The 14,322-nt window shown below is 46.3% G+C and carries 10 protein-coding genes; 2 read left to right on the forward strand and 8 right to left on the reverse strand.

Annotated elements, in window-relative coordinates; genetic code table 11:
* The coding region (locus PN466_RS02945; protein ID WP_271936838.1) for an Ig-like domain-containing protein at positions 1 to 4,558 on the forward strand (4,558 nt) is incomplete at its 5' end.
* A 37-nt stretch (positions 4,559 to 4,595) separates the two neighbouring features.
* Here PN466_RS02945 and PN466_RS02950 read toward each other — a convergent pair.
* The 8 genes from PN466_RS02950 to ltaE all read right to left on the reverse strand — a co-directional run bounded on the left by PN466_RS02950 (position 4,596) and on the right by ltaE (position 10,823).
* The gene (locus PN466_RS02950) at positions 4,596 to 5,300 is read right to left on the reverse strand and encodes a rhomboid family intramembrane serine protease (protein WP_271936839.1); all 705 of its coding nucleotides are present in this window, start codon (positions 5,298 to 5,300) and stop codon (positions 4,596 to 4,598) included.
* 87 nt (positions 5,301 to 5,387) lie between these two features.
* Positions 5,388 to 6,692 (reverse strand): hypothetical protein, encoded by a 1,305-nt coding sequence (locus PN466_RS02955; RefSeq protein WP_271936840.1) that lies wholly within the window; start codon positions 6,690 to 6,692, stop codon positions 5,388 to 5,390.
* 59 nt (positions 6,693 to 6,751) lie between these two features.
* The gene (locus PN466_RS02960; RefSeq protein WP_271936841.1) at positions 6,752 to 7,444 is read right to left on the reverse strand and encodes a hypothetical protein; all 693 of its coding nucleotides are present in this window, start codon (positions 7,442 to 7,444) and stop codon (positions 6,752 to 6,754) included.
* 98 nt (positions 7,445 to 7,542) lie between these two features.
* Positions 7,543 to 7,935 carry a type II toxin-antitoxin system VapC family toxin gene (locus tag PN466_RS02965; RefSeq protein ID WP_271936843.1) on the reverse strand — a complete coding sequence of 131 codons (393 nt, stop codon included), beginning with the start codon at positions 7,933 to 7,935 and terminating at the stop codon, positions 7,543 to 7,545.
* Positions 7,926 to 8,126 (reverse strand): hypothetical protein, encoded by a 201-nt coding sequence (locus PN466_RS02970; protein ID WP_271936845.1) that lies wholly within the window; start codon positions 8,124 to 8,126, stop codon positions 7,926 to 7,928. Before PN466_RS02970 ends, PN466_RS02965 begins: the two co-directional genes overlap by 10 nt.
* A 269-nt stretch (positions 8,127 to 8,395) precedes the next feature.
* Positions 8,396 to 9,214 (reverse strand): tetratricopeptide repeat protein, encoded by an 819-nt coding sequence (locus PN466_RS02975; protein WP_271936847.1) that lies wholly within the window; start codon positions 9,212 to 9,214, stop codon positions 8,396 to 8,398.
* A gap of 148 nt (positions 9,215 to 9,362) precedes the next feature.
* The gene (locus PN466_RS02980) at positions 9,363 to 9,728 is read right to left on the reverse strand and encodes a cupin domain-containing protein (RefSeq protein WP_271936848.1); all 366 of its coding nucleotides are present in this window, start codon (positions 9,726 to 9,728) and stop codon (positions 9,363 to 9,365) included.
* 66 nt (positions 9,729 to 9,794) lie between these two features.
* Positions 9,795 to 10,823 carry a low-specificity L-threonine aldolase gene (gene ltaE / locus PN466_RS02985; protein WP_271936849.1) on the reverse strand — a complete coding sequence of 343 codons (1,029 nt, stop codon included), beginning with the start codon at positions 10,821 to 10,823 and terminating at the stop codon, positions 9,795 to 9,797.
* Between the two features lie 271 nt (positions 10,824 to 11,094).
* Between ltaE and PN466_RS02990 the strand changes: the two genes are divergently transcribed.
* The gene (locus PN466_RS02990) at positions 11,095 to 14,136 is read left to right on the forward strand and encodes an AAA family ATPase (protein ID WP_271936852.1); all 3,042 of its coding nucleotides are present in this window, start codon (positions 11,095 to 11,097) and stop codon (positions 14,134 to 14,136) included.
* Positions 14,137 to 14,322 lie beyond the last annotated feature (186 nt).

Here is a 14,322-nt window from a genome sequence, read left to right on the forward strand (position 1 = left end):
CACCCCCAGTCAAGGAACCTACAACAATGGCAGTGGAATCTGGGATGTAGGAACCCTCAACAATAGTGCCAACGCCACCCTAGAAATTATTGCCACAGTCAATGCCGGAGCTACATCCCTGAGTAACACCGCCCAAGTGAGGGTCTCAGACCAAACCGACCCTGACTCAACTCCAGGTAACAACAACGCCAGTGAAGATGACCAAGCCACAGTCACCACCCCAGTCGGTAGTACAAATAACCCACCAGATACGCAAGATAAGCTGTCTGAAACCATTCCTAATGATGAACCTGCTCCAGTTCCTACTCTGACAGCAACTGATCCGGATGGAGATGAGATTGTCTCTTTTACAATCACGACTCTACCTCCATCAGAGCAAGGAACTCTCTTGCTTGATGGAAATCCCGTTTCTCAAAATCAAGTTCTGACTCCTGAACAAGCCAGTCGGTTGGTGTTTAACCCCAACCCGACGTTCACCGGGAATGCCACATTTAACTACACTGCTACAGATAGTCAGGGTAATACGGACACAACGCCGGCAATGGTGACGTTACCGGTAGAAGTTCCAGTAACCAATTCTCCACCAGAGGCACAAAATAAAACTGGAGAAACCCGTCCCAATGATGAACCGAGTCCAGTGCCGACTTTAACCGCAACTGACCCGGATGATGACGTGTCCTTCTACACGGTCACGACGCTACCACCCTCGTCTCAAGGGACACTCTTGTATAATGGCGTGCCGGTACAAGCGGGACAGAAGTTGACTCCAGAACAGGCGAGTCAGTTGGTGTTTGACCCCAATCCTAGCTTTACGGGGAATGCTACATTTGAATATACAGCTACCGATGAAGCAGGTAATACCGATCAAACTCCAGCGATAGTAACTCTACCTTTAGTCGCACCAACAACAACTAACCCACCAGAGGCACAAAATAAAACGGCAGACCCCCGTCCCAATGACGAACCCAGTCCGGTTCCTACCTTAACGGGTACTGACCCGGATAATGATATTTCCTTCTTCACGGTAACCACCATTCCTCCGGCCAGTCAGGGAACGCTTTTCTACAACGGAGAACCGGTACAACCGGGACAAACGTTTACTCCAGAACAAGCAGGGCAATTGGTATTTGACCCCAACCCCAACTTTACTGGGGATGTTACGTTTAATTACACAGTGACTGATGAGACAGGTAATACTGACCCCACGCCAGCGACAGTTACCCTGCCTCTGACGGCTCCAACAACGACTAACCCGCCAGAAGCACAAGATAAAAATGGGCCAGTTCGTCCGAATAATGAGCCGAGTCCGGTTCCTACTTTGACGGCAACTGACCCGGATAATGATGTTTCCTTCTTTACGGTAACCAGTGTGCCAACTCCAGAGCAGGGGACTCTGTTTTATAATGGGGAACCAGTTCAACCTGGCGATACCTTTACTCCAGAGCAAGCAGGACACCTGGTATTTGATCCCAACCCCAACTTCACTGGGGATGCGACTTTCAACTATACGGTGACTGATGAGACGGGTAATACTGACCCCACGCCAGCAACGGTTACACTACCCATTGAAGCAGCGACAACGACTAACCCACCAGAAGCAATAGATAGGAGTGGCCCAGTACGTCCGAATAATGAGCCGAGTCCGGTTCCAACCTTGATCGGAACTGACCCGGATGGTGATGTCTCGTTCTTTACGGTAACCAGTGTGCCGAGTCCAGAAGAAGGGACTTTGTTTTACAATGGCGAGCCAGTACAACCCGGGCAAACGTTTACTCCAGAGCAAGCTGGACAGTTGATTTTTGACCCGACTCCTGGGTTTATTGGAGATGCAACGTTTGAGTATACGGTGACGGATACTCAGGGCAATACAGACCTGACTCCAGCGACAGTTACTTTACCAATTCAAGCAGCAACCGATGGACTTCCACCGATCGCCACGTCTAATCCGAATAATCCTGTTCCTAATAATACTCCGAGTCCAGTCACCAGCCTCCTCGGCAATGACCCAGATGGAGAGTTGTCCTTCCTCAGAGTCAACACTACTATTCCACCAGAGCAAGGAACTCTATTGTACAGAGGAGAACCGGTTCAGCCGGGTGATACTTTTACCCCAGAACAAGCGGCGCAACTGGTATTTGACCCCAATCCTAACTACACTGGAGATGCTGAATTTACATTCACTGCGATTGATGATGAGGGTAATGAGAGTTCACCCGCGACCGTCACCATCCCCATTATCGGGGCAACCCCTACAGCTCCTCCTGTAGCTAATCCAGCGACTAGCGAACCCATCACTCAAGGCAGTAGCGAACCCGCATCTGTACCAACTCTGACGGGTTCAGATCCGGATGGGATTGTTTCGTTCTTTACGATTCAAGATCCACCAACTCCAGAACAGGGAACGTTATTCCTCAATGGAGAACCTGTAGTAGCGGGACAACTGCTGACTCCAGGGCAGGCGAGTCAATTAACATTTGTTCCGAATCCTAATTTTACAGGGAATGCAACATTTACGTTTATTGCAACCGATGAAACGGGGAATGTGAGTGGGGTTCCTGGAGTCGTCACCTTACCAGTGGTGGGACAAACACCGGTCGTGACTCCCCAACCCAATACAGGTGCACCTGTGGTTCCTGCTATCTCACCGTCAGATCAGACCCCAACCGTCTCTCAAGTGAATGAAACTCCTTCAACACTATCGTTTTTGGGATTTGACTGGAGTGCAATTTTAGGGATTGGTTCCCATCTGGATTGTCTCGATCCCAATCCGGAGTTTTATGCCCCTTCAGAAGCGCGGGTTAACTTCAATATAGTAGAACGGGACTTTTTTGGAAGCGAGCAGGCGGAACTGTTGCAAGGGGATCATGACAATAACCAGATCTTTGGCAATGGTGGCTATGACTTGATCCTGGCTTATCAAAGTAATGATACCGTCTTTGGAGGAAGTGGTAATGATACTGCTTATGGTGGCAGATACCATGATATTCTTCTGGGTCAGGAAGGTGCCGATATTCTTCTTGGCGACCAAGATAATGATACACTCTTTGGCGGCGCGGGTGATGATATTCAGTTTGGCGGCCAACAGAATGATTGGCTGTTGGGGGGATTTGGAAATGATACGGCCATAGGCGATCGCGATAATGATTGGGTCTTTGGTGAAGAGGGATTTGATTCCCTGATGGGTCATTTCAACCAGGATGTTGTATTTGGTGGTATTAATAGTGACACAATTCACGGCGGTCGGGGTTGGGATATCCTATTTGGCGGCCAACACCCAGATACAGTCTTTGGAGACTTAGGCAATGATACAGTGCATGGGAATTTAGGTAATGATTCCCTGATGGGAGGAATGCACCGAGATTGGATCTATGGTCACCGCCAGCGGGATGTTATTCATGCAGGCCAAGGAGATGATGTGGTGTTCGGTGGCCAGGAAGAAGATACGGTATTTGGAGATCGCCACGATGATACCCTCTCAGGTGATGATGGCAACGATTCCCTCATGGGCAACCTCTGTTATGACATTATGTTTGGCGATCGCGGCAACGATACCATGCATGGGGGACAACAGACCGATCTAATGTTTGGAGGACAACATCAGGACTCCATGTTTGGAGATCGCGGTCAGGATGTGGTATCAGGCGATCGCGGTTCCGATACGCTATATGGTAATCTGGGTGGCGATTTTATATTTGGTGGTACGGAAAACGATACCATCTATGCTGGACAACAGGATGATTGGATCTGGGGTGGACAACATCAGGATTCTATGTATGGAGATCGGGGTCGGGATGTGGTATCAGGCGATCGCGGTAATGATACCCTGTACGGTAACCTGGGTCGGGACTTCATGTTTGGTGGTACAGGACAGGATACCATTTTCGCCGGCCAACAAGATGATTGGGCCTATGGGGGTCAAGATAGCGATTTCGTCAGTGGCGATCGCGGTAATGATATTGTATCGGGAGATCGCGGTAGTGATTATCTCCTCGGCAACCAAGATAACGATACTCTGTACGGGGAGACAGAAGCGGACTGGATACATGGGGGACAACAGAATGATGTCCTTTATGGAGGACAACAGAACGATACCTTAAATGGCGATCGTAACAATGATGTTTTATTCGGTGACCGAGATAACGACTCCCTCCTCGGAAATCAGAATCGAGACATTCTCTCTGGTGGAGCGGGTAATGATATCCTCTTTGGAGGACAAGAAGAAGACACCCTTGATGGAAATCAAGGAGACGATACCCTTAGTGGAGATCTCGGTCAAGATTTCCTCTATGGTGGAGATGGAATTGATGTTTTTGTCCTCCGAACTGGATCGGCAGCCAATAATATTTCGTCAGCCGATATTGTGGCAGATTTCCAAGTAGGGGTAGACTTTATTGGTCTCACAGGAGGATTAACTTTCGTGGATGTAACTTTAGAGGTTTTGAACAATACCACAATTGTCACAATCACCCAAACCAATCAAGTGTTGGGAATTATTAATGGTGTGACACCAGAGGAACTTATTCCAGCAATTATTCCCGTCGATATTGGTTTGGTTTGAATGGGGAGTCGCTAATAGGGAATGGATCGTTTACCCTTTACAGCGCTTTGCGGTGTAAAGAGGCGATCGCCATTCCCCACCCCATAGCCAGTATCTGTTGCAGAACATACCCAGGTGTAAGCGGATTAACGTGGAGATTCAAGGAGCCGATAGCGTAGGAAAATTGCTGCACAAACCACCAAAACAGATAAAAAGCGGCTGGGAGTTGAATTGGGATAAAGATAATCAGCAGAGGGAGAAGTGTTTCGATTTTAGCTTTGGGAAACTTGATGACGTACGCGCCTAGGATCGCGGCGATCGCGCCATTGGCACCAACGATCGGTAAAGCAACTTCCGGATCGAGGAAAATACGGATTATACCTGCTACGATACCGCCAATCAGATAAAACCCCAGAAAAGGGAAGCGCCCCAGTTGGCTTTCCAGCCGTTTTCCAAACACGTATAAAAAGATTAAATTTCCCAGAATTTGGGCATAGCTGTAATGCAGAAATAGAGCCGGTAAAATGGCAAAACATCGCCAGAGAAATGCAACCCATACCGCCGGATTATCGCTGCTGATTGCCTGTTGCCACAATCGAGTAATTTCCCCTGGAATCATGCCCCAATAGCCCACCCAATCAGATAATTCTCCGGTAAAATCTAAATGAATTTCGGCAAAAAATACCATTATAGTCAAGCTGATTAACCCATAACAGATGACTGGAGTTTGGGAAATGGGTTGAGTATCGCGGATGGGAATCATGACAGTAGGCAATGGAGAATGGGGAATAGGGAATTAGGCAATAGGTAGTTGCATATATAGCAATTCACGCTATGGTCAGGGATAAGGTTAAAGTTCCTCTTCCACTTCTGGAGCTGGAATCCAGAGGGCGATCGCTTCCCCGAAGAATAACCCTAAAATCGCAAAGCCTGCACCCATGACTAAAATTGTCAACTCGGCACTATCCCATAAGGCTATCTGGGGGAAAAATAGGGTAATTATCAATATCATCATCGCTGATAAGCTGCCAATTCCCAAAGATAACTGTACGGACAGTTTCGAGAATGCATAAACTTGAAAATGGGTTAATAAGTAGGCAATAAACGGAATCCAAATTGCCGAAACATATGCCGCATAAAACGACGCAATCAATGTGACAATTTCGCCCCCTTTTAGAGCAATGGTTAACGCCAAACTGGCATTGAAGAGGGCAATTAGCCACCGACTCAGGGGAGAAACGGGAAACCAACCTAAATCTAAAATAGTTTTGGTTTGAATCCGCAGAATACTACTCCCGATTCCTAACGCTGGAACAACCAAAGAGAGAAGGAATAAAAAGCCTAAAAGATGATCTTTGCCACCGCCTATGGTCACTAAAATATAGGGAATCACTTCTTTACCAGTGACTTCCATCGGTAAAAGGTCACTTCTTTGGGCGGCTAAAACTAAGGCTGTGGGTAAAAAAGCCAAAACCATAAATCCCAACGCGGCTAATAAACTCCCTCCATATAACGTGGGAATTGTTTTGGCTTGCACAATATACTGTTGATATTTCATATCAATCATGACCAAGCTGACTGTGGAGAGAGAAACGCCTACCACTTGTCCCCAACCGACTTGAGTTAAGGAGGGAAGAAATTGACTGGGAATTGCTGCATATTCGGGTAATCCGTGCAAGGTCAACAAAGCATAAATTAACGAGCCAATATTGAAAACTAATAGGGCTTTAAAAACGACTCCGGCTTTCTCGATGGGAAGTAAGGAAATTAAGAGAAAAATAAACGCTAAACCTACCATACTGGGCAAGATGGGCAGGGATAAAACTTTGAGGATAAATGCACCGGCAATAATTTGGACGGCATCGATGCCAATTAAGGATAACCAAGACATCAGAGCAATCAAGGTTTTGACGAAAGAACCGTAGCGATCGCCTAAAACAGTCCAAATCTGATCGACTTGTTGCCAATAGAACTGAGCCAAACCTAACAGTGCGAAGGTTCCCAGGGCAATACACAAGGGATATAAACTCCCTGCTGCTCCCAAAGTGAGGGCTTTTTCCGCCGTTCCCAGGACAAAACCCAAACCATAATGAGCGGAAATCAGTAGAGCAGCCAGAGAAAAAAGACCAAGATGGCGATCGCTAGATGAATTCACAATCAATATCCATTAACAGCATCTGAGAATGATTGTAAACTCCGATCGCCAATTCCCTATTACCAGCGCCCAGTTCTAGTAGAAATTCTCAAATCCGATCGCAAGCGTAAATCGAGATCCGTATTGGGATCGATCACAAACACATCACTTTTTCCACCGCCCAAAAACACCCCAGTTAGCGCTCCTAAACCCGCACCCCCTAAGATTTCTTCCGTGGCGAGCGCGCGATCGCCGGTTATCCCAGCTAAAATAGTTGCTGCCCCCGCGCCGATAGCTGCACCTCGGAGAACTGAAGTAGCTCGCGATCTGCCAATTTGCTCGGTTTCTGTAAACCGTCGTGAAACCGCATCCAATGGCAAACGAGAACCATTTACCAAAATCAACTCCTCAGCCACAAACCGAGTCCCTACCGTATTGCCAGCGATCGGTTGTAAGGCTCCCCTCACCTGAGATCCCTTGGGAATCAACAACTGTCCTTGACGAGAGGTAATATTATCGGGAATTGTCAACACTAACTCAAATGTTTCATCAGGAGCAATGACTACTGTTTCTGCGCGATCGTAAACCATCGGCAGAATAACCCCCTCTGGAATCACCACATCATTGGCATCCGGGAACAATTGGCTCACCAGAGGACTGGTTTGGGCGATAACGGGAAGCACTCCTACGGACAAATTCACCGTTAATAAACTGACCAAACTTAGACCCAAGCCTACTTGAGAGTGTAGTGATTTTTCTCTAAAACCGATCATATTCCCATCATCCTTTACTTAACAGCATCACCTCCATGACTGAACACGCTTTCCTCAAGTTCCGGGATTGGGGTTAATGGAAAGTTAAAACTTTCAGATTATGGAATAATTTGGATTAGTCCGGTATTGAATGCCCGATCATAAGTAATGATAGGAATATTTTCCAATTCCCCTTGAGCCATAATGATACGATCGAAAGGGTCACGATGCTTGATAGGTAAGTTGCCTGCTCTTAGGGCATGGGCTGACGTAATATGCAATTCCAGGAATTGGGCTTCTGCAAGCAGTTGGGCATATTGTGCAATGATCGGTTTAGCCTCTGGAAGTTTACCGAGCCGATATTTAGTAGCAATTTCCCAAGCTGAAGCGCTACTAACCCAGATATCATAGTTGGGATGACCAATTAAATTTCTACAGAAGCTATCGAGTCTCTGGTCATCGAAAAACCACCACAATAAGACATGGGTATCTAGGAGATAGCTTATTCCCATTCTTGCAGTTCCTCTTCTGGCAAAGGGTCAAAAAAACTGTCACTTAGTTTCCCAGGTAATAATCCAGGGGTGCGAGTTTTTTTTGTTTCTTCAGTTAAGCTGAGACGAAAGGAGTGGATTAGCTCATAAATTTGAGCGAGTTGGTCATCGGGAATCTCTTGGAGTTCTTCAATAATTTTTTGTAGGAGCATTAGTCTATTGACCTAAGTTCAAAATAGGTTTAGCCCCATTCTATCATTTTTGTTTTAGGGCGCTGTTGATTGATTAGTATCGTGGACTGTCTCAGTTAATTTGATGCATTAGAAAAAGATGCGGGAGGGAGAGGATCACCCATACGGTTTCCTTCATTGTAGCTACTTTAGCACTAAAATATTCAGAGCGCTGAATCGCTACAATGAATTCCACTTAATGCCCTATTTTAACTGAGACAGTCCACTACTGAATCTCTTTTCTCTCTCTCTTAATACAAAGACGAAACTAATTTTTTCCGATACTCTTGAGTCAAAGGATGAGTGTTTCCCAAATACTCAAATAATGCTAACATCCCCTTGCGGCCAGCATCCTGCTCATAGGAGCGGTGTTGCTCGACAAAATAGAGTAAGCCTTCGAGCGCTCCTTGATAATCGAGATCTAACACTCGACCACAAGTGTCTACATATTTGCGATCTAACTCTGTTTCTACTGACAAACTCACTTGGCGTTGGAAATATAATAATCCCTTCATCGACTGGGCTTTGGAAAATAATTCCAGATTCTCTTTACCTACAGTCATCAGCATTTTTTCTGCCTCTTCAAATTGACCCAAATGGGTGAGAAATTCAGCCGCTACTAACACCACTCTTGGATCTTGAGGATAAGTCTCAAACAACCGATCTAAAACGGATTTGACTTGGGGATACTGTTTTTCAGCGATTAACTCTCTAATGCTTTCCAAATCTCGTTCTAAGGAAGATTGCAGATTAAATTTAGACAACATTTCTCGGATTTGCGCCTCCGGTAAGGCTCCGACAAAACCGGGAATCACATCTCCCTGATGCACCATGCGAATATCAGGGACTCCTTCCACGTGGTAGCGGTTAGCTAACTCTGGATTTTGATCGATATCAACCTTGGCTAAAATAATCCCATATTCAACGGCCAGCTTCTCTAAAATGGGCTTAATCATTTGACAAGGACCGCACCACGTCGCGAAAAAATCGAGTAATACAGGGTGTTGATAGGAAGCCTCTAAGACTTCTGGGGTAAAGTTATCTGTGTCAATCACCATAGCGTGTTCCATATTTTTGTTCTCCTGGGTAATCGGTTATCGTCTCAGGTGCTGGTTCTCGATCTATAGATCATATAGATCATTAAGTGTCCTGAATCCCGATTTTTAAGAGAGACTTTATACGGGAGGCGATCGCCATACCCCAGAATCTGTACTTGAGCTAGACATGCCCTAGAGCGCTAACCGTTCTTTCGTTTTTAACGTTCCCCGTATTTACCGTCGAAGCAGGCTCAAAGAGCATAACGTGAACTTCTGCTGCGGCAACCGGCTTATGCTCAACGCCTCTGGGAACAATGACAAATTCCCCTGGGTTTACAACAACCTGGCGATCGCGAAACATCATGGTGAACTGTCCCTTGACGACAAAGAACAGCTCATCTTCATTGTCGTGATGGTGCCAGACAAACTCTCCCTGAAACTTAACCAGCTTCACCTGTTGTCCATTGAGTTCTCCTACGATTTTAGGATTCCAATAGTCTGAAAATTGCTCAAATTTCTCAGTTAGATTAATTACTGTGCTATCCATCAATCTACTCCTTGGATGTTCTCCATTAAAATTTTAGGGGTGTGAAGGTGATGGGAAACCCAACCATTAGCCAGCGACTAGAACATCTTTAACGATGTCTGGAACCTGTTGAATCTGTTCTCGGCTCACCATCAAATGGGTGACAGCTCTAATGGAATAGGTTCCAGTAGCCAGTACCAAAACACCTTTCTCTCTGAGCTTTTCAACGAGCATTGAAGCCGGAATCGATAGGGTTTTGAATTGTATGATATTAGTTTGAATTGCTGCTGGATTAATCTCAATACCCGGAACGGTTTGTAGGCTCTCGGCGAGGAGGCGAGCATTGTCGTGATCGTCTTGTAATCGCTCTCGATGATGTTTGAGGGCATACAAGGCTCCAGCGGCGAGAATACCAGCCTGACGCATGGCTCCGCCAAACATCTTGCGAAACCGCCGCGATCGCGCAATAAATTCGTTAGAACCTACCAGAGCTGAACCCACAGGTGCGCCTAATCCTTTAGAAAAGCAGACACTGACGGAATCAAATGAGCGAGCATAATCTCCTTCAGAAATGCCCGTAGCAATGCAGGCATTCCACAATCGTGCGCCATCGAGATGTAATTGCAATCCCTGCTCTTGGCATACATGGGCGATCGCCTTAATATCTTCAAGAGGATAAATATGTCCGCCCCCTCGATTGTGAGTATTTTCCAGGCAAACCAGTTTCGTTCTGGGAAAATGATCGTCAATGGGACGCAGTACTGCCTTGAGATCGTCGGCGGTAAATATACCGCGATCGCCATTAATCAGACGACACATCACGCCTGAGAGTGCTGCTGGCGCACCTCCTTCGTAATAATAGAGGTGGGCATTTGCATCAAAAATGACTTCATCACCCGGTTCTGTATGGGCGCGCAGAGCCACCTGGTTAGTCATTGTACCTGAAGGCATGAAGACAGCCGCCTCTTTACCGAGTAACTCTGCCACGTAAGATTCTAGGGCTTGCACTGTTGGATCGTCACCCAACACATCATCACCCACCTGGGCATTGGCGATCGCCTGTCGCATTTCAGGTGTGGGCTGGGTTACTGTATCGCTTCTTAAGTCAATCATCATAAGCTTTAGGGAAAATGTTAGGGTTTACTCAGAAGTTTTTTTACGTGCTACGGCGCTTCGCGCTAGGCAAACAGGGATTGCATCACTTGCATGAACAGAATATTATTGATGATGAACTATAGTAGATCTAAATAAGAATAGAACAACACAATATATCTACAACAACGGTACCTGTAGGGGCGAACGGCCGTTCGCCCCTACAAACATGTTCCATATTTAATTAGACTGACTATAGCTTGAGCATACAACAGTATAAGGGTGTCCTTTTGGCATGATACCGCTACAATTGACGCTAAAAAACTTTCTGAGTTATCAGGAGGCGACGCTAGATTTTAGTCAACTCCATACCGCTTGCATCTCTGGAGTAAATGGGGCGGGGAAATCGTCTTTACTGGAGGCGATCGCCTGGAGTCTGTGGGGAAAAAGCCGGGTAGGTAGCGAAGATGACCTAATTCACTACGGAGCGGCGGAAGTTCGAGTTATGTTTAGCCTGATTCAGGATCGGCAAACGCTTCGTGTTATTCGTACCCGTCAACGGGGACAAACGACGAGTCTAGAGTTTCAGGTGCAGACAGAAAGTGGGTTTCGTTCGCTGACGAGTCGGAACATGCGCCAAACCCAGCAGCTTATCATTGAGAGTTTGAAACTCGATTACCATACGTTTGTGAATTCGGCTTATTTGCGTCAGGGAAGAGCAGATGAGTTTATGCTCAAAGGGGCGATGGAGCGCAAACAGATTTTGGCGCGGTTATTGAATTTAGATCAATACGATCGGTTGAGCGATCGCGCTAAAGAAATTTCCGTCCAGCATAAAGCGACGGTGGGAGTCCTGCAACCGCAACTTCAGGCAATTGAAAGCCAACTGACGACAGAAGAGGCGATCGCCCAAGAACTGCAAGAGGTAGAGCAACATTTGCAACACCTGCACCAGACGCAAGCGAGAGCCAAACAACAACTGAGCAGTTGGCAAACCCTCCAGCATCAACAACAAACCCTACAGCAACAACTCCAGTGGCATGAAAGTCAACAAGACAGCTTGGAGCGCGATCGCCAGCGTTTACACCAGGAGCGAGACACGGCTCACACCCAAAAAGAGCAACTGGAAAGCCTTTTAGCTCAAGAAAGTGCAATTACCACGGCTTACCAGAACTTCCAGAGCTTGCAAGTGAAAGAAGCCCAACTTGCTGCCCAATTTAGCAGCTATCAAACCACCCAAGAACAGCTTAATCACTTACGTCAGACGCAAAAAGAGCAACAACAAGCCTTAGAAGATCAACTGCGTCTGATTCAAATTCAACTGGATCATCTACAAACTCAAGAAAGAGAACTGCAAGCCATCCTCGATCGCCAGCCAGAAATTGAAGCGGCTCAAGTTAAACTGCAACAAGCCCGCGATCGCCTCAATTCCCTCGATCAGCTTCAATTGCAAGTCTCTCCCCTGCTCCACCATCGCCAAAATCTGCAACGGAGAATTGACCAAGCCACTGCCCAATGTCGCGCTAAACTAGAAGAATTACAAAGTTCTTGGAAACAACTACAAACCGAACAAGCCCAAACCCCTTTATTAGAACAAGCGACTGAAGATGTAGCCGGTGAAATTGCCCAATTGGAGAAAAAACGCATTTATCAACAGCGCGTGTTAGAAAAAGGGCAAGAACGGCGCAATATGATGGAAGGCTTGCAAGCCCAACAGCGCAGCTACGAAAGCCAACTGGATGCCATTAGTCAGAAATTACAGTTGCTCAAACAGCGATCGAGTGCGGAAAATGGCGATGAGCAAATCTATCCACCTTGTCCATTGTGCGATCGTCTCCTGGATGAACACCACTGGCATTTAGTACAAGAAAAACACACTTCTGAACAACAAAAAATTCTCAATCAAATCTGGGTTATTCGGGAACAGCTTGCCACTTCTGAGTTGGAAATTAAAGTTTTCCGCCAAGAATATCGCGACTTAGATCGAGAACTGTCTAGGCTCAGTCCCGCTCTGGAAAAGCGAGGACAACTCAAAGCTGTCTTAGATGTCACGGAGCAAAAACTGGAACGCCTCCAACAGTTGCAAACGGAAATTTTGGAGCTAGAGGACGCTTTGCACACTCGCAGCTATGCTCAGGATCTCTATACTGAACTGGAAACAATCGATCGGCGGATTCAGAAACTCAAGTATGATGAAAAAGATCATGTCCTCGCTAGAGGTCAAGTGGAAAAATGGCGCTGGGCAGACATAAAAAAGGGAGAAATTAAATCAGCTCTCAAACAGCAGAAAAAACTGCAAGAAGAGCGTCCCGAATTACAAGCTCAATACCAACAACTGAGCCGCCGTTTAGAGAAGTTACAAACGACCTCTAGCCTACAGCGCCAAATTCAAACGTTAGAAACCCAGTTAGCGGAAATTGACTACGATCCAGAGAGCCATCAACTCTTGATTAATCAGTTGAGAGAGGCTCAAAGTGCCCAATTTCGTCATCAACAATTGGAACAAGCCCAAGAACAGTATCCGCAAGTTTGTCAGACTTGTCTAGCGTTAGATCGTCGCTTAGACGACCATCAACATCGGACGCAGGAATTAGGCGAAAGTTTAGCCGAATTGAATAAAGTTCTCCTGCAAAATCCGGATGCTACGCCTCAAGTGAGAGCTTTAGAGCGCCAACTTCAGGATGGGCAAAATCAGCGAGAAGAGTTATTGGCTCGTAAGGGCAGATTGCAACAGCAGCAGCAACATTTAAAAAGCCTTAATCAGCAGTATCAAACGATTAAAAAACAATTGGAAGTTGCTCAGAAAAATTATCGAGTTTACACTGAGTTAACGTATGCTTTTGGTAAAAAAGGGATTCAATCTCTAATGATTGAGAACATTTTACCAGAGTTGGAAGCGCAAACGAATCGGGTGTTAGCGCGGCTGAGTTCTCACCAGTTGCATGTGCAGTTTATCACGCAAAAATCCCAGAAAACGAAGAAAGATAAATGGGTGGAAACCCTAGATATTTTAATTGCCGATTCCCAGGGAACTCGTCCCTATGAAACCTATTCGGGGGGGGAAACCTTTCGGGTAAATTTTGCCATTCGTCTAGCTTTAGCGAAACTCTTGGCGCAACAGTCGGGAACCGCCTTACAAATGCTGATTATCGATGAAGGATTTGGCACACAAGACGAGGAAGGGTGCGATCGCCTGATCGCGGCGATCAATGCCATTTCTCCTGAATTTGCCTGCATCCTCACCATTACTCACCTGAATTTCTTTAAGGAAGCGTTTCCGGTGCGTATCGAGGTGACGAAAACGGCGAACGGTTCCCAGCTTTCAGTGCAAAGTTGAGGGGATAGGGGGATAGGGAGATAAACCATTACCCCTAATTTTGAATTAAATCATGTAGGGGCGAAAAATTTTTCGCCTCTACTTCTTCTCCGCGTCCGGAGAGGTAGTGGGCTGTTTCATCTAAAATAGTGCATTAGCTGCAATCCGTTGTTGCGCTTCAGCGCTAAAATGTTCGGAGCGCTGAAG

This window comes from Roseofilum reptotaenium CS-1145 (assembly GCF_028330985.1).
GTDB lineage: Bacteria > Cyanobacteriota > Cyanobacteriia > Cyanobacteriales > Desertifilaceae > Roseofilum > Roseofilum reptotaenium.

Coding starts and splice junctions, on each gene's coding strand:
- PN466_RS02980 (WP_271936848.1), bottom strand. CDS start 9,728: ATGGATAGCACAGTAATTAATCTAACTGAGAAATTTGAGCAATTTTCA.
- PN466_RS02990 (WP_271936852.1), top strand. CDS start 11,095: ATGATACCGCTACAATTGACGCTAAAAAACTTTCTGAGTTATCAGGAG.
- PN466_RS02965 (WP_271936843.1), bottom strand. CDS start 7,935: ATGGGAATAAGCTATCTCCTAGATACCCATGTCTTATTGTGGTGGTTT.
- PN466_RS02975 (WP_271936847.1), bottom strand. CDS start 9,214: ATGGAACACGCTATGGTGATTGACACAGATAACTTTACCCCAGAAGTC.
- PN466_RS02960 (WP_271936841.1), bottom strand. CDS start 7,444: ATGATCGGTTTTAGAGAAAAATCACTACACTCTCAAGTAGGCTTGGGT.
- PN466_RS02970 (WP_271936845.1), bottom strand. CDS start 8,126: ATGCTCCTACAAAAAATTATTGAAGAACTCCAAGAGATTCCCGATGAC.
- ltaE (WP_271936849.1), bottom strand. CDS start 10,823: ATGATGATTGACTTAAGAAGCGATACAGTAACCCAGCCCACACCTGAA.
- PN466_RS02950 (WP_271936839.1), bottom strand. CDS start 5,300: ATGATTCCCATCCGCGATACTCAACCCATTTCCCAAACTCCAGTCATC.